Raw genomic sequence first — 20,643 nt, 5'->3', positions numbered from 1 at the left:
TTGATTATCAGGCCAGAGGCTTACTGGACCGGGTCGCGGCCGATGGCGGTCAGCACTGCGTTCAGCTTTTCGACACCGCCGATGGAGTCGTAGAACTGCGGCCAGACGGCACCGGTGGCCAGCTCGATGAACTCGGCTTCATCGTTTTCGGGGTCGACGATTTCCATACCCTTGGTAACCAGCTCTTCCTTGATCGCGGCTTCAGAGTCGCGCAGGAACTGGGCCGAATTCAGGGTCGCTTCCTTGCCCGCCTCCAGGATGATCTGCTGATCTTCCTCGCTCAGCCCTTGGAACACGGCCTCGGACACGATCAGCGGCTCGATCGAGAAGATGTAGCGCAGGTTGGTGACGTGGTTCTGCACCTCGTAGAACTTCATCGCGTTGATGGTCATGTAGGGATTGTCCTGACCGTCAACCACCTTGGTTTGCAGGCCGGTGAAGGTCTCCGACCAGGCCATCGGGGTCGGGTTGATGCCCCAGGACTTGTAGGTCTCGATCATGATCTCGTTCTTGGGCACGCGGATCACCAGATCCTGCAGGTCAGCAACCGAGGTGACCGGCTTCTTGGAGTTGGTCAGGCGGCGGAAGCCGGTGTAGGTCCAGGCGATGATGCGGACGCCAGCATCGCGCAGGGTGTTTTCGGTCAGTTCCTGGCCAATGGGGCCTTGTGTCAGGGTTTCGGCGTCTTCCAGCGACAGGATCACGTAAGGCAGGGTGAACACGCCCACAGTCGGGGAGAACGGGGTAACGTTGTTGATCGCCAGCAGCGACATGTCCAGGGTGCCGATGGCAGCTTCGTTGACAGTGTCCTGCTCCGACCCCAGCTGGCCGTTCAGGAACAGGGTTGCGGTGTGCTCGCCACCGGATTTTTCCTCCAGTGCCTCAATGAAGAACTTGCCGGTGGCTTCCTGGGGGCTGCCTGCGCTGTCGCCCACGGCGATCTTGAAATTCTTGGCGGACACCGCACCGGCGGTCAGCATCGCGGCGGCAGAAACGGCTGCGGTCAGCGTGCAGACCTTCTTGAGAAATGACATAACTTCCTCCCGTATTGTCATCTTGGGTCCCAAGGCGCGCGCTGGCCCGCCCTCCACAGCGTCACTGCCAGTCCGATCCGTCCTTGGTCTGCGGGAAGCTACATTGCGTTTTATGTTTCTAGAATGTAAACTTTTGAAATCAAAGTTTCACATATATCGAACCTAGGAATGAACCGGAAATCGCAGGTCAAACATATTGCCGATGCCGACCTGAAACTGTTGCGGGTGTTCAAGGCAGTGGCCGAAAGCGGCGGGCTGGCGGCAGCCGAAACCGAGTTAAACATCGGTAAATCGACGATTTCCAAATACATCGCCGACCTGGAGCTACGGCTGGACCTGAAGCTGTGCAACCGCGGACCAGCTGGATTTTCGCTGACAGATGACGGCATCAAGGTGCTGAAATCGGCAGAAGGCCTTCTGGTGTCCGTTGCGGACTTCAGGGCCGAAGTGAACGAGATAAAGCAGCAGCTGGCCGGCACCCTGCGCATTGCCCTGTTCGATCAATGCGCCTCAAACCCCGAGGCATATGTCGCCGGTGCTATCCGCACCTTCAACAAGGCTGCGCCCGCGGTTGAGATCGACCTGTCTCTGGAGCCGCCCAACGTGATTGAAACCAATGTGATCGGCGGCAAGATCGACGTTGGGATCCTGGCACTGCACCGGCCTTCCCCCAGTCTGGATTACGCACCGCTTTATGGTGAGGACATGTTCCTGTACTGCGGCAAAGGGCACCCCTTCATGGACTGCGGCCAATCCGGTCTCAGCCTGGCGGATGTGCGGGCGGCCAATTATGCGGGCATCCGGGTGAACTCCCCCAACCTGCACGTCGGCCAGACCCTGGGCTTCCGTCGCGCCGCCAAGGTGCAGAACGAACAGGCGCTTGCAATCCTCATCATGTCAGGCAGCTACCTGGGTTTCCTGCCCGACCATATGGCAGAGAAATTTGTCCGCGACGGTATGATGAAGAAAGTGTTGCCGGAAAAAATCTCCTACCGGACCCAATTCGCTGCCGTTACCCGCAAGCGACCGGCGATGAACCGCATCACCAGACTGTTTCTCGACCAATTGACCACGGCGCATGCCGCTCGGAAGCCGGATGTGTGACGGGCATTGCCGCTGCCCGGCTCAGATGATGTCCAGCGAAACCTTGACCCTGTCCATCACCACCGACGAGGTGAAGCGGCTGACATTGGATTCATCAAAGAAGTACTCCTGAGTGAAGGCCTCGTATTCCTTAATGTCCTTGACGATGACCATCAGGATGAAATCCGCCTCGCCGGTCGTGTAATAGCATTGCTGCACCTGCGGCGCCTTGCGCATCTTGCGTTTGAAGGCATCCAGATGCATCCGGCTTTCGCGCTCCAGAACCACCTGCACGATCACGGTCATTTCCCGGCCCATCTTGGCCGGCGAGAGGATCGCAATCTCCCTTTCGATCACGCCCGTGTCGCGCAGCTTCTTCAGCCGCTTCTGCACCGCGGGTGCGGACAGGCCGACTTCCTGGCTGATCGCCTCGGCGGTGAGCTGGGCATTTGCCTGTATCAGCCGAAGGATTTCATGATCTTTTTTGTCCATGGCTGATTTTTGGTCCGGTTTGGCTGGAATGACAACTTGAAAACCTGCTGCCGGCACCGTCTGATGCCTGCCCTGGAATGCGCCCCGCTGATGCAAGATCATCGAATGTGAATGCGTCCAGGCCTGACGGTTTGCGTCATCCAGGAAACCGCCTGCTGACTGATGAGGGCCAGATGAACAATAATAATAAGGCAATTCTGCAAGTTTCGCACCCGCCCCGCACACATTTCAAATTTGCGGCATCATTTCTCAGGAATTCAGGAAAACTACATTTGCGACCCGCTTGCGGTACACACTTTTTCAGGACTTTCCGGATTATGACTGCTCAAGGCCCCGGTCTGCCCGGGCGCCGCAGACCGCAGGAGACCCTGGCCAATGCCCCGACTAACGAAACTGCCGCTGAAACTGAAATTGCCGCTGATCATGGTGGCGCTGACCGGTGTCTTCTTGGTCACCGTGTCGCTTCTGGTCTACTCCATGGCAGAGCGCAGCATCCGCGAAAACGCCTTTGCCGCCCAGAAAATCGAGGCCAAATCCGGCGCCCAGGCGCTGGGGTTCCTGATCAAGGCGGCGCGCTCCGATGTCTCGAGCCTGGCAGGCCAGCCCGCGGTGTTCAGGGCGATCAGCAACTTCGAGCGGGTAATCGGCATGGTCGAGGAAGACGACCCCATTGCCTATCTGAAACAGACATATGCCGCCGGAAACCCCAACGCCACAGACCAGCGGGAGGAGCTGACGGACGCGGGTGACGGCTCCTATTACAATCAGTCGCATGTCACTTATCACCCAACTTTCCTGCAAAGCCTGCGCCTCAACGGCTATCAGGACCTCTACCTGATCACTCCCGCCGGGCAGGTGGTCTATTCGGTGAAGAAGCGGGGCGATTTCATGACCGGTGTCCAGGAGACGCCGGACAGCGGCCTGTCGCAAGTGTTCCATGCGGCGTTGGAAGCAGAGGCAGGGACGGTCGCTGTCGCGGATTTTGCCGCCTACGGCCATAGCCCGGATGCCGCGGCCTTCATGGCCGCGCCTGTGTTCGCCAAGAACGGTAAAATTGCTGGGGTGATTGCCATCCAGCTGGGCACTGCCGGCGTCGTCAAAGCTCTGACCAGCAACCTGTCCGGCGGCACCCATCAGAATATTTACGTGGTCAGCAGCGACGGCGTGGCCCGCAGCCCGTCCTCGGTCGAGGGCCTGTTTCCGGTGCTGCAGCAAATGCCGGACACGCCGCAGATCCAAGCTGCGGCATCGCGGGAAGCGGCCCAGTTCGAGAGCGCGCCCTCCTCGCTGGGGGAACGCGCCATTGCCCAGGTCATGCCTCTGAACCTGCCTGGCTTTGACTGGTCGCTGGTGTTGGAAACCGATGAGCACACCGCTTTTGCCGTGGTCGAGCGCATCCGCCTGATTGCCGCCGGCATGATCGGTGCTGCGCTCCTGGCGGCGATCGGGGTCTCCTGGCTGGCCGCGCGCAGCGTCACCCGCCCGATCCACGCCCTGCGCGAGGCCACCAATGCGCTGGCCGATGCCGACTACTCTTCGGAAATTGAGGGCCTCGCACGCGGTGACGAGCTGGGCGACCTGGCCCGCAGCCTCGACACCTTCCGCGGCAAGCTGCAAGAAGCGGATGAGGCCGCCGCCCGCGAGGTGGAGGCCGCCCGCCACACGGCAGCTGTGGTCGAAAGCATGAGCGCGGCCTTGTCAGAATTGCAGCACGGCAACCTTGCCTGCGACATCCAAGCGCCATTCGACGGGCATTACGAAACCCTGCGGGAGAACTTCAACCGCAGCCTGGAACGGCTGCGCGGCTCCATGGCAGAGGTCGTCGGCGCGGCGGAAAACGTCGGCCGCTTCTCGGAAGAGCAGCGCGGCGCAGCCACCGAAATGGCGCACCGCACCGAAAGCCAGGCGGCAACGTTGGAGGAAACCGCAGGCGCCATCCGCGAACTGACCGGCGGCATCCGCGACACCGCTGACCGGGCTGGCCGGATGGACGAAACCATGCGCGGCGCCCGCAGCGAGGCGGAGCAAAGCACCGATGTGGTAACTTCCGCCGTGGCGGCAATGGATCAGATCCAGGAGGCCTCGGCGGAGATCTCCAAGATCATCAACATGATTGACGACATCGCTTTCCAGACCAACCTGCTGGCGCTGAACGCCGGCGTCGAGGCGGCGCGCGCCGGCCCCGCGGGCGCTGGCTTTGCGGTGGTCGCCTCAGAGGTGCGGGCGCTGGCGCAGCGCGCCTCCAACGCCGCCGGGCAGATCAAGGGGCTGACCTCCGCCAGCGAGGAGCACGTGGCCAACGGCGTTGCCATGGTCGGCCGCGCGGGCGACGCGCTGACCAGCATCATCGAGCAGGTCTCGGCGGTGTCGGGGCTGGTGACGGAGATCGCAGACGGCGTGCGCGCCCAGTCGGAAGGCTTGGAGAAGATCGACGGCGCCATGCATCAGCTGGACAGCATGACCCAGCAGAACGCCGCCATGTCCGAGGAAGCCGCCGCCGCGAGCCAGCTGCTGCAGAATGAGTCGCACAGCCTGACGGACATCGTTGGCCGCTTCGACCTGGGCAGCGGAAGCGCGGCCGCGGGCTATGACTTCGTTTCAGAACCGCAACGCCTGAGTGCGTAATGCGGCTCTGTAGCATTAACTGAGTAGGTTGCAATGCGGGCCTAAGCATCAATAACAAAGGGCGGCACAAGCGAAGCCTTTCCATATGGCGGCACAAGTGAAATCGCTGACCCAGAGCGTGCTAGGTGCGAGCACGCGAAATTGCCAGTTCACCTTGTCCAGCGGGCATGGTGCCTTAGTGTCGGGCACCGTGCTCCAGCGCGGCTTCCCTCGAATAATGTCTTGAAACCTCATGCCCCTCATCAGCCGAGCGACCGCGCAGCTGCGGACAGCGAAACTTTCCCACTGCAATTGCCGGCAGACCTTCCTAAGGCCATAGACCGCCAGTTCTCTTCGAAAATCCGCCTGATTGCGGGCAGCAGTGCTGCGTCACGTCGGCAGCGGGCCGACAACCGGGCCGGATCAGCCCGTTTCGCCAGGTGCCCGGAAAACTTGGAAGGGGCAATCGCCAAGACAGTTCAAATCGGCTCGATCCCATATCCTTGAGGAATTGTTCGATGAGCCGTTTTCACCGCTGACTGGAGAGCTGGCAGGAAACTGGCGCTCGGAAGCGAACCAAGTAGCGATCAGCGCAAGCCGTGAGGCAGCTTTTGCTAGTAACTAGGTAATCGGCGTTTCTGCTCTCCACACAGCCGTCGCCATGTTCATCGCATATTGGGATGTCAGGAGAATTTCTGGTCAGGTATCGGGTTTAATTTTTGCAGCCGAAAAAATTGGTAAAGGACAAATAGACACGCGGATCATTGCCAGCAGCCGGACTTAACTCGGAAGCCTAGCTTCAGCCTTGAGCACTAAGGCTGAGAAACTGCAGGGTTAAACTTACGCATTTAGCAAGCGGCCCGTGAACTTCCGCTTTCCTCCCGCGACTGGCTAGAGCCCCTCCCAATTTCACCGCTCCGGCCCCGTGTCTCAGATCACTGTCCGGCCGCAGTCCGGGCTACGTCCAGACCCGGCTTCAGCGCACTTGCATCACTCTTTTGGCTTTTTCGCGTTGGGAAGAAGATCGACTGGCAATGGAAAGACAACTGTCGTGGTCCGGCCCGTTGCAATGTCGGTCAGTGCATTGAAATAGCGCAGCTGCATGGAATTGGGCTGCGTGGCCAGCAGCTTGCCCGCCTCGACCAGCTTGGATGCGGCCTGGAATTCGCCGGCGGCGTTGATGACCCGGGCGCGGCGGAGCCGCTCTGCTTCCGCCTGCTTGGCGATGGCGCGGACCATGCTTTCGTCGATATCCACGTGCTTGATCTCGACGTTTGCCACCTTGATGCCCCAGGCGTCGGTCTGGCGGTCGAGGATTTCCTGGATGTCTGCATTGAGCTTGTCGCGTTCGGAAAGCATTTCATCCAGCTCGTGCTTGCCCAGAACCGAACGCAGGGTGGTTTGTGCCAGCTGGCTGACGGCAGCCCGGAAGTCCGCGACGTTGATGATCGCGCGCTGCGGGTCGACGATCCTGAAGTAGATCACCGCGTTGACCTTGACCGAGACATTGTCGCGGCTGATGACATCCTGGCTGGGCACATCCTCGACAAACATGCGCAGGTCTGTCCGCACCAGCTGCTGGACCACCGGAATGATCAGCACAAAGCCGGGCCCCGAAACCCGGGTGAACCGGCCCAGCGTGAACAGCACCCCGCGTTCATACTCGCGGAAGATGTAGACTGCCGCCTGCAGGAAAAGCACCAGCAGGACGACTGCCAGCAGATAGGCGACCCAATCGAAAGGAAGTGCTTCCATCTCATTCTCCCCTGGTTGTTCCCGGTCCTGATCCGGTGTCGGCCACAACGTGCAGTGTGAGGTCCTTGATCCCGTTGACGCGGACGTATTGGCCCGGTTGCAGGCCGGAAAGCCCCTTCGCCTGCCAGCGTTCGCCTTCAACCCAGACAAAACCGCTGCCATCTTGCCAGTCGAGCACTCTGGCTTTGGCGCCGATCATGCGTGCCGACCCCGATACCAGCTGCCGCCGGTAGACACGGATCGTGTAGCCGAGCAGCAGAACCAGCACCGCGGCGCTGGTCAATGCCATGCTGGCGATCAGCCACCAGGAGACGCGGAAGGCGGGTGTATCGGCATCCACCAGCATCGCCGCGCCCAGCGAAAAGGCGATCAGCCCGCCAAGCCCCAAGACGCCGAAACTTGGTGAAAATGCTTCGGCAACCATGAAGGCCACACCGATCCCCAGGAGCGCCAGGGCTGCGTAATTCAACGGCAGCTGGTTGAGGGCAAAGAGCCCCAGAGTCAGGCAGATCGCCCCTACAACACCGGGCACCAAGGCACCGGGATTCCAGAATTCGAAGATCAGCCCGTAGACCCCAAGCATCATCAGCACCAGGGCCACATTCGGGTTCGACAAAACGCTGAGAATACGGATGACCATGTCCATTTCGACCCGCTCGACCGGCAGTCCGGCGGTAAAGATTTGCTTCCGGGCTTCCCCCATCACCACGCTGTGCCCGTCGGCATCCCGCAAAAGAGCGTCAAGGTCGGCAGCAACCAGATCGATGACATTAAGCTCCAGCGCTCTGGTTGCAGACAGGCTCTCGGCCTGGCGCACTGCTTTTTCGGCCCAGTCCGCATTGCGGCCGTGCAGCTCCGCCAGGCTTCGGATCAGTGCAGCCGCGTCGTTGGTTGCCTTGGCCTCCAAGGCGGTCTTGGGCGCTGTTGGGCTGCGGGCCGGGCTGCCGTTTGTGTCTTTCTCCTCATCCCGCTCCCTTGCGGGGTCCCGGTCGGGCAGGCCGTCGGGAAGCCCGCCGATAGCGACAGGTGTCGCCGCGCCCAGGTTGGTTCCAGGCGCCATCGCCGCGACATGGCTGGCATAGAGAATATAGGTTCCGGCGCTGGCCGCATGGGCCCCGGGCGGGGCCACATAAGTGATCACAGGCACCTGCGACTGCAGTATCAGCGAAATGATCTCGCGCATCGCGTCGGCAAGCCCGCCAGGCGTGTTCAGCTGCAGCACAACCGCCTCCGCAGGCGGATTCCGGGACTGCTGGAGCACCCGCTCAACATGGTGAACGGTTGCCGGGCCGATCGGGCCTTCAATCACTGTGAACAGCACATGATGTCCGGCAGCGCCTTCGCTTTCGGTCTGGGCTTTCAGGGGCTCCGCTGCAATCAAGGCCAGGACGATCAGGCCAAGAAGCAGAAGCAAACGTTTCGCAATTCCCATGCGGTTTCTCCACCGCACAATGTAGTGCGGGGACTACAAGCCTCAAATCGGCGCCCTTTACTGCACTTGCTGCCCTAGATAGCTTGCCATCATCGATCTTGCCGACGATGGGAAGGGCAGCACGACATACTCGGCAACGGCGAGGCATCGTTCGCGTGAACCTTGCCAGAGCCATGAAGAAATGGGGGTATTACAACGGGTTAGACACAGTGTCGGCACAGCTGGAGGAAACGCTCAACCGCTCAGGTGGCGACAAGGTCTTTGCGGCTCTGTCAGCTTTGGTCTTGCACTGCATGCATTTGTTGGAGTTGCGGCGAAAGAGGCCTTTCCACAAGCTGACGCTCGTGCTTGACTTGGCGAATGCCCGAAAAATGTCCTTTGGGGTCAATGGGGAACCCGCCGCCCCGACGACTAGACTGGGCTGGAATCAGATCTTGTGTGCCGAAACCAACAACATCACCGGCCGTTCCAGTTCTTCAGCCAGGTCCGGTATCTCCGCAATCTGTTCAGGTGTGGGCGCAAACTCTTCCACCCAGTACAGCTCGAACCCCACAATAATATGTGTGTTGATTGTGGTTGCCAAGATCCGATGGTGCTTTAGCACACCCTTGGCGAACCAATCTGTGCGGCGTTCGCGAAACCGGCGTAACTCCTACCCGAAACCGCAGCCAAGATCGAAAATGCATTTACCGGTCAGTTCAAGCAGAACGGCCTGGATTGCGGGCCACTCAGGCGCACCGTTCAGCCCATGCACCTGCCGAGGAAGGTGGCTGTAGCCAGTAACGAAATCGGGATTGTTGAAGATTTTCTGTGCCATGTTAGCCTCCAAGAAATTGAGAAGACGAGGCTCGTTATCCACACATAACAACCTCGTGCAAATGGGCGAGGCTGAGGCTGGCAATCAGAGTGGTCAGTACGCGTGAACAGCATTCCGACAAAGGGGTACCGACCAGCCGGGCCACAATGTGAACTCCCATTTCAACCATGCAGACTTTAATTGTCAGGATGCCGTGGTTGTCGGTTTCCTTCCCATGTGAAAGTCCGCACTGGCTACTCATCGCGCGAAATGGTGTTTGTGCGGCGAAACATGACTTACCACTAGACCAGCCATTGGTACGGTGCGCGGCAAATGCCAGATCAGAGTCCGATCTGCTGAATGCTGCACCCAATCCAAAGCGTCATAGTGCTTTCAAAAGGACCCCGGCTTTCAAGCGAGACAATCCGGGGCTGTTACCAGAAGATCCTAATGTTTAGTGCGAAAGGCTGATGGCAACGAATGACTTTTCCGACCGCAGGGACGCAGGTTCTTTCGCTGAGGGTCACGCTGCAAAGGCGCTTTGAAAGGCAGACTGCCATCAGCAACTTGTTTAGTTGCCATGGAAGTGCCCTGCTCAGCCCGCCGTGGACTCGCGCTGCACCAATTGTGGTCGCGGCGCACTGACAGGCTCAGCAACTCCACCTTCAATTGCAGACATCAGTAACCCGACGGCTTGGTCAGCAATGGCCTCCAGGTGCAATTCCACGGCGGTCAGGGGAGGCTGGGAGAGCTTGGCGCGCAGCCCGTCGTAGCGGGTTGCGATCCGGATATTTTGCGGAATTTCCAGACCGTTGGCCGCCGCTGCCGTGACTGCGCCAGAGGCGAAGGCGTCTACAGGCACATACAGCGCATCAAGGTCCCCGCAGCGGGACAGCAAGCCGGCGACGGCGTCCGCGGCAAGATCCTCGCCTCCGGTTTCATCCAGCCGCAGGCTGATGGGCTCAGCGCCGGTTTCATCGCAGAAAGACCAGTAGGCGGCCTCTGTCTCGATATAGGAATTGCGCCGCTGCGCGCCTGTGACAAGACCAATGCGGGACGCACCGGAGGCGCGCAAGTGCTCCAGCACCATGCGGGCGGTCGCGCCTGAATTTAAATCAACATGCGGGATATCCTCACGTCCGGGAATGCGGCCGACAGAAACAACCGGCACACCCAGGCCGGTGAAATGCTGAACCAGCGGATCATCCTGGAAAGGTTCGACCAGGATCACCCCGTCCGGAGTGATGGCATCCAGCTGTGCCCCGGACTGAAACGGCGGGATCAGGCAAAGCGCCATATTCCGCGTCAATGATGCCACTGCCGCTGTGGCGGCTATCTCCATCAGAAAGCCGAGCCGCGACGGGCCCGCCGCCACCGAGAAGGGCATCGATGACGCAAGCGCGATCATCCCGGTCCGCCCGGTGCGCAGATGCTGCGCTGCGCGGTTCGGCCTGTAGCCGATCTCCTGAGCGATTTTCTCGATGCGTTCCCGGGTTTCAGGGTCTACATGGCGGCGCCCGCTAAAGGCATGGGAAACCGTGGTTTTCGAAACACCCGCCGCCTGCGCTAGATCGCTAATTGTCGGTTTCTTCATCGCTGCCTCATCCTTGTGCCCGGCCAGGCCGGCGCAAACTGTTTAGCAAATCGGTTTGCGCGAATCAATTTCCGTGCTAAGCCAAACAATCATGCAAATCGGTTTGCATGTCATTTCTTACGGTTTGTTCCGGTTTTGCCCGTGGGATGGCGGGCCCCTAAGGGAGGAAAACAATGTCAACACACAAGCAAACGCATACCCGCGACCCCGCGGATGAAATGCTGCCGCCGCGCAGTCTTGCCATTTACGGGCTGCAACATGTGCTGGTGATGGCAGCATCGCCGATCACCGCGGTGTTCCTGGTGTCACGTGCCCTCAATTTCGACGAGGCCCTGACAGTTGCACTGATCAGCGCGACTTTCCTGGTCTGCGGCTTCGGCACCCTGCTGCAGAGCTTCGGCCCGCGCGGCTTCGGCGCCCGGCTGCCCTTCATCATGGTGCCTGGCGGGGCGCCGATTTTCATCTTCATGGCGATTGCCGTGCAGACGGACGTACAGACCGCGGTGGGGGCGGTGATAATGACTGCGCTGTTCTACTTCGCCGCCCTGCCAGTCTTCAGACGGCTGATCGTGTTCTTCCCGCCGATCGTGGTCGGCACCATGCTGCTGCTTGTGTCGGTCAAGCTGGTGAAGATCTTCGGCGGCACCATCACCGGCAAGCCGGGCACGGAAGGCTTTGCCGACCCGATCAAGATCGCACTTGCAGGCGCGACCATACTGCTGACCATTCTCTGTGCCCGCTTTCTCTCCGGTACGCTGCAACGGCTGGCTGTCATGCTGGGCCTCGTCGGCGGCACGCTGATCGCGCTCACCATCGGTGAGGCGCAGATCACCGGCCTGTTCACTGGCCCGGTCATCGCGGTGCCGCAGCTGCTGCCTTACGGCATGCCCAAGTTCGACATCTTCGCCTCGCTGCCGCTGATCATCTTCTCGATCATCTCCATGGCCGAAGCCACCGGCCAGACGCTGGCCACCGCCGAGATCGCGGGCCGCAGCGGCAATGCGCAGAATATCGTGCCGGCCACCATCCGTGGCGACGCCATCACCTCGTTGATCGGCGGCCTGTTCGGCACCTCGCTGATCATCACCTCCGGCGAAAACATCGGTATTGTGCGCGCCACCAACGTGAAATCGCGTTATGTGACCGCCGCTGCCGGCGTGATCCTGATCCTGATCGCGATCTTCGCACCGGTCAGCCGCCTGGCTTCTGCTTTGCCCGGCCCGGTCGTGGGCGGCACTGCCGTCATCGTCTTTGCCATCATCGGCGTGATCGGCATCGACATGCTGCGCCGCGTCGATCTGCGGGACCACGGCAACATGTACACGCTGGCCGCCGCGCTCACCATGGGGCTGCTGCCGACCCTGATCCCGGACCTCTACAGCCAGTTTCCGAAGTGGTCGCAGATGATCCTTGGCAATGGCCTGGCCATGGGCACGATCACGGCCGCGGTGGTGAATGCGCTTTTTGTGCACGTGGGGCGCGCAGACCGCCCCGGTGAACCCGAAGCCATCACCGTCGAAGCGGAGGCAAGCAAATGACCGCTCTCAAGAACCGCCTCGCCGCGAGCGGCGACCTCCTCCTCCTGCCCGGAAAGCTCCTCCATCAGGGGGAGTGCCGGACCGGCCTGGGCGTTTTGGTCCGCGGCGGCCGGTTCCAGGACATCGACAATGCCGAGGCGCTTTGCGCCCGGCATCCCGAGCTGGACCCGCTGCGCCTGCGGGATCACCTGATGATGCCGGGGTTCATCGACAGCCACACCCATCTGACCCAGTCGCTGGGCAAGTCGCTGGTGTTTGGCGAGCCTTCGGAGATCTTCCGCCGCATATGGGTGCCGCTGGAAGCCAGCCTGAATGAACGCTTGGTCTATCTTTCGGCCAAGCTGGCGGCGCTGGAGTGTCTCCGCGGCGGGTTCACCACGGCGGTGGATGCCGGCACCCGATCGGACGGTTGCATCGGCGCGCTGGCGTCCGCGGCCCGGGAGACCGGCCTGCGCAGCGTGGTGGGCTATATCTGCAACGACCTCGGCGGTACCGCCAAGGTGGCGGATCAGGCCACCATCCTGGCCCGTGCGGAGCAGCACTTGGCCGCCTGGGAAAGCGATCCGCTGATCCACCCCTCGCTGGCGGTCTCCATTCCCGAAGTCGCCACCAACGGCATGCTGGCCAGCGTTTCAAGCCTGTCCGCCGAAGCGGGCGTGGTGTTCCAATCCCATGTGAACGAGCATCTGGCAGCCGTGGAGCGCTCGCTTGTGGCGCGCGGCCAGCGGCCGCTGGAGCATCTCGCGTCCATCGGCGCATTGGGGCCGCATGTCCTGATCGCCCATTCCACCCTTGTCACCCCGCAGGAGCTGAACCTGTTGCGCGACAGCGGCACGGCGGTGGCCTACAACCCCGTCGCCAGTGTCTGGAAGGGCAACGCAATTGCACCCGCGTTGCAGATGGAGGCGCTTGGCATCCGCTTTGGCCTGGGCACCGACGGCACCCGCGCCGACGGGTTCCGCCTGATGGATGCGGGCGAGAGCCTGCAGCGGGCGGGGTTCGGTCTCGCCACCGGCGACAGTTCTTGCGGCGGCGGCTGGCTCTGGCTCGACGCCGCCACCACCCGCGCCGCAGATGCGGCGGGGCTGGGCGCGGTCACGGGCGATATCGCACCGGGGCTGGCAGCCGATTTCCTCCTCGTTGATCTCGACCGGCCGGAGTTCACCCCCTCGCACGACCTGATCTGGGAACTGGTCCGCTATGGCAGCCGCGACCAGATCGATGCGGTCTTCACGCAAGGCGCGCTGCGGCTCTGGCAAGGCTGGCCAGTTGATTGGGACGCCAAGGCGCTGATGGCCGAGGTACGCGCGCTGTCTGACGCTGCCATTGCCAGTGCAGGCATCCAGCGCATCCACCCGGTCTCTTCCAGCCACAGGGCGCGTGCGCTGCAGCAACAGGCAGAACCAAAGTGACTTTCGAGGTTATGCTGATCCTGTCGGCCGTGGTTTTTGCTGCGGCCTTCATCCAGGGCGCGCTGGGTATCGGCTTTGCGCTGATCGTGGCGCCGGTCCTGGGACTGGTGGAGCCCTCGCTGCTGCCGGTCACGCTGCTCATTCTGATGCTGCCGCTCAACAGCCACGTGGCCTGGCGCGAGCGGGAAGAGGTCGACTGGAACGGCGCCGGCTGGATCACGCTGGGCCGGTTCGCCGGGACGTTTGCGGGGCTCTGGCTGCTGGTGGTGCTGAGCGGCCGGCAGCTGGACCTGGCGGTCGGCTGGTTCACCATTGTCGCCGCTGGCGTCGCGCTTCTTGCGCCGCGCTTTGACCCCACCCGCCCGGCAGCTTTGGGCGTTGGTCTCTTTACCGGGGTTACCGAAACCTCCACTGGGATCGGTGGCCCGCCGCTGGCGCTGCTCTACCAGCACGCTGCGGCCCCGGTGCTGCGCTCGACCGTGGCGATTTGCTTCCTCGCTGGTGAAGTGATTTCCCTGATCATCCTCGCCCTTGCCGGACGGATGGAAACCGTGCAGCTACTGGCCGCAGTGTACCTGTTTCCTGCCGTCATGCTGGGCAGCGCGCTTTCTCGGATGACACACAGCCGGATCGGCGGTCCTGGCCTGAGAGTTGCGGTGCTGCTGTTCGCCATCGTTAGCGGCCTGTATCTGATTGCAGGCTGACGGGCCCTGCACCCATGAGAGCAGGCAGACGAGGGGCAACCTGTCCAACTCAAGCTACGCAACTACCACCTTCAACCCGGCATTCTCTCTCAAGCCTGTGCAGTTTCGGCAGATAAGACTTGCCCATACCGTTGAACCGGCGGCGCCATTTGTAGTAGGTCGCATCGCTACCACCGGCGCCTCGGCAAGCCGTGCGCACGTCACCGCCATCCGCAAGCCTCGGTTCAATCTCACGCAAAAGCTTGAGATTGTCTTGGTCCGGATACTGTTTCAGTGCCGTCTTCCGTCCCTTTTCTCTGCTTAAGTAACGGCACAGTTTTGAGGGAAAAGGACAACTGAAACCCTGATCAAAGTCAGGTACGGGCCGTTCTGGCCGGAGGATACTGCCGCCTTGGTACTTATGCTGCATTGCATCCGTGGTCATCTCTTGAGGTGAAGCGGGCTGCCATCAAGTCGCAGCGCTTAACTGTACGCAAGTAAAACTCGGCTGTTCACTTCTACTTCAATTTCAGCTGCTGGGCGAATTCGATGCCGCCCGGGCCGGAAAACGTTGCCCTGCCTGGAGCCGCCTCGTCTGCAGAGGCTGGTGTTTCCGCGGCCGGGGTGGTTTGCTGCATGTGCCGCCGTGCAACCTGGAAGCTGCTGTGTAGAGGCCATGCTGAAAAACAGGGAAACCACAGAAATTCTGGTCCTGGTCACACCGCATTTCAACCTTGCGGCGACGATGGCGTTTCTGGACCCGTTCCGGGCGGCGAACTATCTGGCCGGGAAGCAGCTGTTCCAATGGCACATCGCCAGCGAGGCCGGGGCGCTCTGCCGGGCCAGCAATGGCCTGGAAATTGCCACCAGGCCGCTGGAAGCGCTGAAGCAGATGCAGCCCGATATCGTTGCCGTTTCCAGCAGCTGGACGCCCGAGGCCTTCTCCAGCGAACCCTTGCTGTCCGCGATCCGGAAACATGCGCGGACGGGCAGCTATATTGCCGGGCTCGATACCGCGGCCTTCATCCTGGCCGAGGCAGGCCTGCTGCTGGGGTGGCGGGCGACCGTTCATTATGAGCACATCGATGCCTTCGGGGAAAAATACCCGCAAACCGAGGTCAGCGAGGACCTGTTTCTGCACGAAGGCAGTATCGGAACCTGTTGCGGCGGCTCTGCCGCGGGAGAATTCGCCTTGTTCCTTCTGCACGGGATCGTTGGCGGCGCGCTGACAAACGACTGTGCGAAATATCTGTTCTACCAGAATCTGCGCGGCCCCGGCGCGCATCAGACCGACGGCCAGCTTGAGCCCCTGGGGAATACCGCCCCGCCCAAGGTCCGGGAAGCCATCGCGATCATGGAACGCCATCTGGAAACGCTGATCAGCATTCCCGACCTGTGCAGGCTGGCCGGGGTGTCGCAGCGGCAGCTGAACCGGCTGTTCCAGGAATATGTGCGGACAAGCCCGCAGCTGTACTACCGCGACATCCGGCTGGACCGGTCGCGCGGGCTGGTCACCCAGACGGAGCTGCCGATCTCCGAGATTGCCCAGGCCTGCGGCTTTCCCAGCCATGTGCACTTTGCGCGCGCTTACAAGCAGCGGTTCGGTCTGCCGCCAAGGCAAGACCGGATCGAGGGAAGAGTGCCTTTTGAATTCCGGGCCTGGCCCATGTACCGGCCATCAAAAGCCCTGCAGAATGGCGAATGAAGTTCAATTGACGGCGATTTGAGTTCCGCACAGGGGCCGGTTTTTCGCCGAACATATCCTTGACGCCCTCAACAGGCAGGCAAAGGAGTGTTCGGCGTGACAGACCTACCGACCAAGGCCCAGTTCGCAACCATCGCTGACGGCTATTCCGCCGACGCGGGCAATTCGCAATCGCTGAAGGCGGATGCCTACGTTCAGCGGGAATGGTTTGCCGCCGATCAGCGCGAAATCATTGCCAAGTCCTGGCAATGGGTCTGCCACGTGGAGAAGCTCCGCGACCCCGGGTCCTATGTCACCGTTGATATTGCGGGCCAGCCGGTTGCCGTGGTCCGGGACCGCGAGGGCGTGCTGCGCGCTTTTTACAACGTCTGCAAGCACCGCGCGCACGAGCTGCTGAAGGGCGAAGGCAGCACCACCCGCATCATGTGCCCCTATCATGCCTGGGTCTACAAGCTGAACGGCCAGCTGGTGCGGGCGCCGGAAACCGAACATCTGGAGAATTTCAGCACCGGTGACATCTGCCTGGATCAGGTGCAGGCCGAGGAGTTCGCGGGCTTTGTTTACGTCAACCTGGATCCAACCGCCGCGCCGCTCAGAGAGCAGTCCGGCAATCTGGAAACCGAAATCCGCCACTGGGCGCCGGATATCGACCGGCTGACCTTCGGCCACCGCCTGACCTATGACATCAAGTCGAACTGGAAGAACGTCGTCGACAACTTCCTGGAATGCTACCACTGCCCGACCGCGCACAAGGATTTCTGCGATCTGGTGGACATGGACACCTACAAGGTGACCACGCACGGGATTTACTCCAGCCATATGGCGGATGCGGGAAAATCCGCGAACACGGCCTATGACGTGTCCAATGCCACCGTGCGCACCCATGCGGTCTGGTGGCTGTGGCCGACTACCTGCCTGATGCGCTATCCGGGGCGGTCCAGCATGATTGTCCTGAACATCATTCCCGTCGGACCGGACCGGACGCTGGAGACCTATGATTTCTTCCTGGAAACGCCGGAACCCGACGCGGGCGAGCTGGATGCCATCCGCTACCTGGACGAGGTGCTGCAGGTCGAGGACATCAATCTGGTGGAAAGCGTCCAGCGCGGTATGAACACGCCTGCGTTCACCCAGGGGCGCATCGTCAACGACCCCACGGGTTCGGGCAAGTCGGAGCATGCGGTGCACCACTTCCACGGGCTGGTGCTGGAGGCCTATGCCGGGGCCGCAGGATGACGCAGCCCAATATCGTTGTCATCATGGCCGACCAGCTGGCGCCGCATTGGACCGGCGCCTATGGCCACCCGGTGGCGAAGACCCCGCATATCGATGCGCTGGCGGCGCGCGGCATGCGGTTTGATGCGGCCTACTGCAACTCGCCGCTGTGCGCGCCGTCGCGGTTTGCCTTCATGTCCGGGCAGCTGATCAGCCGCATTGCCGCCTATGACAACGCCAGCGAATTCCGCGCCTCGGTGCCGACCTTTGCCCATTACCTCAAGGCGCTGGGATACCGCACCTGCCTGTCCGGCAAGATGCATTTTGTCGGCCCGGACCAGAAACACGGGTTTCAGGACCGGGTGACCACCGACATCTACCCCGCCGATTTTGCCTGGACCCCGGATTGGGAGGCGCCGGATGAGCGCATAGGCAAGTGGTATCACAACATGGAAACGGTCAAGGAAAGCGGTGTCGCAGTTGCCACCTACCAGACCGATTACGATGACGAGGTCGGATTTGCCGCACGCCGCTGGCTGATCGACCGGGGCCGCGCGCGGGCGGCGGGGGAGGAGACGCCGTTCTGCCTGGTGGCCAGCTTCATCCATCCGCACGACCCCTATGTCGCCAAACCCGAGTGGTGGGATCTTTATGAGGGTGAAGAGATCCCGATGCCCGAATATGTGCCGGGCCTTGAGGACCAGGACCCTTTCTCGCGCCGTGTCATGGACGGAATTGAAGCCAGTGTTGTCCCCCTGAGCGAGGAGGAGGTGCGTCGCGCCCGCCGCGCCTATCTGGCCAATGTCAGCTATTTCGACAGCAAGGTGGGTGAAATCGTCAAAGCCATCGACGGCATCGGTGCAGGTGAGGACACAATCATCATCGTCACCGCCGACCATGGCGACATGCTGGGTGAGCGCGGGCTGTGGTACAAGATGAACTTCTTTGAGCACTCCGCCCGGGTGCCGCTGGTGATGGCAGGGCCGGGCATCGCGCAGGGCACGGCCGCCAATGCCTGCTCGCTGATCGACCTGCTGCCCACGTTCGTGGACATCGCTGGCGGCGATGCGGCGATCCTGGGTGAACCGGTGGACGGCCGGTCGCTGCTGCCGCTGGCCCGCGGTGACGCGGACCCGGTGGATGAAGCGATCGGCGAATACTGCGCCGAGATGACCCCCTGCCCCGTTTTCATGATCCGGCGCGGGAGCCTCAAGTACATCCACTGCGACGCCGATCCGCCGCAGCTTTATGATCTGGCCAAGGATCCGCTGGAGACCAGAAACCTTGCCACCGATCCGGCCTATGCGGAGGCCGCCGCCGGTTTTGCGGCGGAGGCCGGCAATCGCTGGAACAGCGAGAAGCTGCGCCGCAACATCATCGCCACCCAGAAATCCCGCCGCATCCTGCATGCCGCAATGGAAGCAGGGGCCGGAGAGCATTGGGATTACAACCCGCCCTCCGACGCCAGCCAGCAGTATGTGCGCAACCACATGGACTGGACCGTGGCCGCTGAGCATTACCGTTTGAACCCGGGGAACACAGATGACAGGAAAACTTGAAGGCAAGACCGCATTGGTCACCGGCGGCCGCGGCGGCATCGGGCGCGCGATTGTGGCGCGGTTTCTGCGCGAAGGCGCGCGGGTTTATGCGGCAGACCTGACCCCGCAGGGATCATTGGCGGCGCATGACGAGGACGGCAGCATCTTCGTCAGGCTGGATGTCACCCAGGAGGCCGATGCCATCGCTGCGATGGAGCAGGTGAATTCAGATTCCGGAAGGCTGGACATTTTGGTCAACGCCGCCGGGATCGAGATTGAAAAGACCATCGAGGACACCACGCTGGAGGACTGGAACCGCAGTTTTGCGGTGAACTGCACCGGCACCTTCCTGGCCTCGAAATACGCGCTGCCATTGCTGCGCGCGGCGGCCCGGTCGGGCAGCAGCGCCAGCATTATCAACTTCGGCTCCTACGACGGGTTCATCGCCGATCCCGGTCTTGCCGCCTATTGCGCCACCAAGGGCGCGGTGCATGCGCTGACCCGGGCGATGGCCTGCGACCACGGCCCCGAGGGCATCCGCGTCAACGCCATCTGCCCCGGCTATATCGACACGCCGATGCTGCAAAGCTTCTTCACCGGCGACGGCTCCGGCGGCGGCGGCAAGACGATTGACCAGCTGCAGCAGGCGGTGCGCGATGTCCATCCGATGCGCACCTACGGGACGTCGGAGGATATCGCCAACCTGGTCAATTGGCTGGCCTCAGACGAGGCGCGCTATGCCTCTGGCCAGCTGTGGGTGCTGGACGGCGGATTGTCGGCCCAGGTGCAGCAGATGAAGCTCTGAGGACTCAACCATGGCCAAGCAGAAATCCGTCATCATCACCTGCGCCCCGACCGGCGGCATTCACACCCCGACCATGTCCGAGCATTTGCCCGTCACGCCCAGCGAGATCGCCGCCGCCTCGATCGAGGCGGCGGAGGCAGGAGCGTCGATCATCCACCTGCATGCGCGCGACCCGGAAACCGGCAAGCCCGATCCGGACCCGGATCTGTTCATGGACTTCCTGCCGCGGATAAAGCAGGCGACCGATGCGGTGATGAATGTCTCCACCGGCGGCGGGCTGGGTATGACCCGCGAGGAGCGCCTGCGCGCCGCCACCCGCGCCTCGCCCGAGATGGCCAGCATGAACATCGGGTCGATGAACTTCGGCATCTTCCCGATGAAGGATAAGTATTCGAACTGGAAGCACGCGTGGGAGCCGGAATTCCTGGAGATGACCCGCGACTTCATCTTCCGCAACACATTTGCGGATATCGAGTATTGCCTGAAGGAACTGGGCCAGGGCCACGGCACCAGGTTCGAGTTCGAATGCTATGACCTGGGCCACCTCTACAACCTCGCCTGGATCCGCGACCAGGGCTGGATTGATGGTCCGATCTTTGTGCAGATGGTGTTTGGCATCCTGGGCGGCGTCGGGGCCGATCTGGACAACCTGATGCATATGCACACCATCGCCAACAAGCTGTTCGGCGACGATTATGAATGGTCGGTTCTGGCAGCCGGGCGCCACCAGATGCCCTTCACCACCCAAAGCGCCCTGCTGGGCGGCAATGTCCGCGTCGGGATGGAGGACAGCCTGTACATCGGGCCGGGCGAAAAGGCCGTGTCCAGCGCGCAGCAGGTCAGGAAGATCCGCAGCATCATCGAAAACCTGGGCCACAAGGTTGCCACCCTGGCAGAGGCGCGCGCACGCCTGGGCCTGAAGGGCGGCGATCAGGTCGCATTCTGAGGGGGAGAGAC

18 protein-coding genes are annotated in these 20,643 nt (G+C 61.8%); 10 read left to right on the top strand and 8 right to left on the bottom strand.

Annotated elements, in window-relative coordinates:
• Positions 1 to 20 precede the first annotated feature (20 nt).
• A complete protein-coding gene (locus AC58NV_RS18655) occupies positions 21 to 1,034 on the bottom strand; it encodes a TRAP transporter substrate-binding protein (RefSeq protein WP_497228457.1) in 1,014 nt (337 codons plus the stop codon).
• A gap of 168 nt (positions 1,035 to 1,202) precedes the next feature.
• Between AC58NV_RS18655 and AC58NV_RS18650 the strand changes: the two genes are divergently transcribed.
• Positions 1,203 to 2,138, top strand: coding sequence for a LysR family transcriptional regulator (locus AC58NV_RS18650; RefSeq protein WP_497228456.1), 936 nt, complete (start codon positions 1,203 to 1,205; stop codon positions 2,136 to 2,138).
• A gap of 21 nt (positions 2,139 to 2,159) precedes the next feature.
• Here the strand turns inward: AC58NV_RS18650 and AC58NV_RS18645 are convergent, their stop codons facing one another.
• Complete coding sequence (locus AC58NV_RS18645) at positions 2,160 to 2,609, bottom strand: Lrp/AsnC family transcriptional regulator (protein ID WP_366662828.1); 450 nt, start codon at positions 2,607 to 2,609, stop codon at positions 2,160 to 2,162.
• 375 nt (positions 2,610 to 2,984) lie between these two features.
• Here AC58NV_RS18645 and AC58NV_RS18640 point away from each other — a divergent pair, with 375 nt between their 5' ends.
• The gene (locus tag AC58NV_RS18640; RefSeq protein WP_497228455.1) at positions 2,985 to 5,234 is read left to right on the top strand and encodes a methyl-accepting chemotaxis protein; all 2,250 of its coding nucleotides are present in this window, start codon (positions 2,985 to 2,987) and stop codon (positions 5,232 to 5,234) included.
• 969 nt (positions 5,235 to 6,203) lie between these two features.
• On the opposite strand, the gene AC58NV_RS18635 is transcribed toward AC58NV_RS18640, so the two are convergent.
• From AC58NV_RS18635 to AC58NV_RS18615, 5 genes are all read right to left on the bottom strand, one after another.
• On the bottom strand, positions 6,204 to 6,968 hold the full coding sequence (locus tag AC58NV_RS18635) for a slipin family protein (protein WP_497228454.1): 765 nt from the start codon (positions 6,966 to 6,968) through the stop codon (positions 6,204 to 6,206).
• 1 nt (position 6,969) lies between these two features.
• On the bottom strand, positions 6,970 to 8,400 hold the full coding sequence (locus tag AC58NV_RS18630; protein WP_497228453.1) for an NfeD family protein: 1,431 nt from the start codon (positions 8,398 to 8,400) through the stop codon (positions 6,970 to 6,972).
• 427 nt (positions 8,401 to 8,827) lie between these two features.
• The gene (locus tag AC58NV_RS18625) at positions 8,828 to 8,983 is read right to left on the bottom strand and encodes a hypothetical protein (protein WP_497228452.1); all 156 of its coding nucleotides are present in this window, start codon (positions 8,981 to 8,983) and stop codon (positions 8,828 to 8,830) included.
• A 69-nt stretch (positions 8,984 to 9,052) separates the two neighbouring features.
• The gene (locus tag AC58NV_RS18620; protein WP_497228451.1) at positions 9,053 to 9,217 is read right to left on the bottom strand and encodes a hypothetical protein; all 165 of its coding nucleotides are present in this window, start codon (positions 9,215 to 9,217) and stop codon (positions 9,053 to 9,055) included.
• 574 nt (positions 9,218 to 9,791) lie between these two features.
• A complete protein-coding gene (locus AC58NV_RS18615) occupies positions 9,792 to 10,790 on the bottom strand; it encodes a LacI family DNA-binding transcriptional regulator (protein WP_497228450.1) in 999 nt (332 codons plus the stop codon).
• A 173-nt stretch (positions 10,791 to 10,963) separates the two neighbouring features.
• On the opposite strand from AC58NV_RS18615, the gene AC58NV_RS18610 reads away from it, so the two are divergent.
• Genes AC58NV_RS18610 through AC58NV_RS18600 form a run of 3 tightly spaced genes read left to right on the top strand, consistent with a single transcriptional unit; the run spans position 10,964 to position 14,444 of the window.
• Positions 10,964 to 12,328, top strand: a complete 1,365-nt coding sequence (locus AC58NV_RS18610; RefSeq protein ID WP_497228449.1) for a uracil-xanthine permease family protein — start codon at positions 10,964 to 10,966, stop codon at positions 12,326 to 12,328.
• Positions 12,325 to 13,740 (top strand): amidohydrolase family protein, encoded by a 1,416-nt coding sequence (locus AC58NV_RS18605; protein WP_497228448.1) that lies wholly within the window; start codon positions 12,325 to 12,327, stop codon positions 13,738 to 13,740. Before AC58NV_RS18610 ends, AC58NV_RS18605 begins: the two co-directional genes overlap by 4 nt.
• Complete coding sequence (locus tag AC58NV_RS18600) at positions 13,737 to 14,444, top strand: sulfite exporter TauE/SafE family protein (protein WP_497228447.1); 708 nt, start codon at positions 13,737 to 13,739, stop codon at positions 14,442 to 14,444. Before AC58NV_RS18605 ends, AC58NV_RS18600 begins: the two co-directional genes overlap by 4 nt.
• A 49-nt stretch (positions 14,445 to 14,493) precedes the next feature.
• Here AC58NV_RS18600 and AC58NV_RS18595 read toward each other — a convergent pair whose 3' ends face one another.
• On the bottom strand, positions 14,494 to 14,853 hold the full coding sequence (locus AC58NV_RS18595) for a transposase (protein WP_497228568.1): 360 nt from the start codon (positions 14,851 to 14,853) through the stop codon (positions 14,494 to 14,496).
• Between the two features lie 246 nt (positions 14,854 to 15,099).
• Between AC58NV_RS18595 and AC58NV_RS18590 the strand changes: the two genes are divergently transcribed.
• The 5 genes from AC58NV_RS18590 to kce all read left to right on the top strand — a co-directional run bounded on the left by AC58NV_RS18590 (position 15,100) and on the right by kce (position 20,632).
• Positions 15,100 to 16,128: a GlxA family transcriptional regulator gene (locus AC58NV_RS18590; RefSeq protein ID WP_497228446.1), complete on the top strand. Its 1,029-nt coding sequence runs from the start codon at positions 15,100 to 15,102 to the stop codon at positions 16,126 to 16,128.
• Between the two features lie 96 nt (positions 16,129 to 16,224).
• Positions 16,225 to 17,364 carry an aromatic ring-hydroxylating oxygenase subunit alpha gene (locus tag AC58NV_RS18585; RefSeq protein ID WP_497228445.1) on the top strand — a complete coding sequence of 380 codons (1,140 nt, stop codon included), beginning with the start codon at positions 16,225 to 16,227 and terminating at the stop codon, positions 17,362 to 17,364.
• A complete protein-coding gene (gene betC / locus AC58NV_RS18580) occupies positions 17,361 to 18,902 on the top strand; it encodes a choline-sulfatase (protein ID WP_497228444.1) in 1,542 nt (513 codons plus the stop codon). The genes AC58NV_RS18585 and betC overlap by 4 nt, the downstream gene beginning before the upstream one ends.
• Positions 18,886 to 19,686 (top strand): SDR family NAD(P)-dependent oxidoreductase, encoded by an 801-nt coding sequence (locus AC58NV_RS18575; protein WP_497228443.1) that lies wholly within the window; start codon positions 18,886 to 18,888, stop codon positions 19,684 to 19,686. The genes betC and AC58NV_RS18575 overlap by 17 nt, the downstream gene beginning before the upstream one ends.
• Positions 19,687 to 19,696: 10 nt before the next feature.
• Positions 19,697 to 20,632 carry a 3,5-dioxohexanoate:acetyl-CoA acetone transferase gene (gene kce, locus AC58NV_RS18570; RefSeq protein WP_497228442.1) on the top strand — a complete coding sequence of 312 codons (936 nt, stop codon included), beginning with the start codon at positions 19,697 to 19,699 and terminating at the stop codon, positions 20,630 to 20,632.
• The last annotated feature ends 11 nt before the right edge of the window (positions 20,633 to 20,643 follow it).

This window comes from Leisingera sp. ANG49, from assembly GCF_059694505.1.
Note: the sequence above shows the minus strand (reverse complement) of the source record. Positions and strands in the feature narration are given on the sequence as shown.

Bases quoted from the DNA above. Each gene is read 5' to 3' on its own strand.
- AC58NV_RS18655 (WP_497228457.1), bottom strand. From the start codon at position 1,034: ATGTCATTTCTCAAGAAGGTCTGCACGCTGACCGCAGCCGTTTCTGCC.
- AC58NV_RS18650 (WP_497228456.1), top strand. From the start codon at position 1,203: ATGAACCGGAAATCGCAGGTCAAACATATTGCCGATGCCGACCTGAAA.
- AC58NV_RS18645 (WP_366662828.1), bottom strand. From the start codon at position 2,609: ATGGACAAAAAAGATCATGAAATCCTTCGGCTGATACAGGCAAATGCC.
- AC58NV_RS18640 (WP_497228455.1), top strand. From the start codon at position 2,985: ATGCCCCGACTAACGAAACTGCCGCTGAAACTGAAATTGCCGCTGATC.
- AC58NV_RS18635 (WP_497228454.1), bottom strand. From the start codon at position 6,968: ATGGAAGCACTTCCTTTCGATTGGGTCGCCTATCTGCTGGCAGTCGTC.
- AC58NV_RS18630 (WP_497228453.1), bottom strand. From the start codon at position 8,400: ATGGGAATTGCGAAACGTTTGCTTCTGCTTCTTGGCCTGATCGTCCTG.
- AC58NV_RS18620 (WP_497228451.1), bottom strand. From the start codon at position 9,217: ATGGCACAGAAAATCTTCAACAATCCCGATTTCGTTACTGGCTACAGC.
- AC58NV_RS18615 (WP_497228450.1), bottom strand. From the start codon at position 10,790: ATGAAGAAACCGACAATTAGCGATCTAGCGCAGGCGGCGGGTGTTTCG.
- AC58NV_RS18610 (WP_497228449.1), top strand. From the start codon at position 10,964: ATGTCAACACACAAGCAAACGCATACCCGCGACCCCGCGGATGAAATG.
- AC58NV_RS18605 (WP_497228448.1), top strand. From the start codon at position 12,325: ATGACCGCTCTCAAGAACCGCCTCGCCGCGAGCGGCGACCTCCTCCTC.
- AC58NV_RS18595 (WP_497228568.1), bottom strand. From the start codon at position 14,853: ATGCAGCATAAGTACCAAGGCGGCAGTATCCTCCGGCCAGAACGGCCC.
- AC58NV_RS18590 (WP_497228446.1), top strand. From the start codon at position 15,100: ATGCTGAAAAACAGGGAAACCACAGAAATTCTGGTCCTGGTCACACCG.
- betC (WP_497228444.1), top strand. From the start codon at position 17,361: ATGACGCAGCCCAATATCGTTGTCATCATGGCCGACCAGCTGGCGCCG.
- AC58NV_RS18575 (WP_497228443.1), top strand. From the start codon at position 18,886: ATGACAGGAAAACTTGAAGGCAAGACCGCATTGGTCACCGGCGGCCGC.
- kce (WP_497228442.1), top strand. From the start codon at position 19,697: ATGGCCAAGCAGAAATCCGTCATCATCACCTGCGCCCCGACCGGCGGC.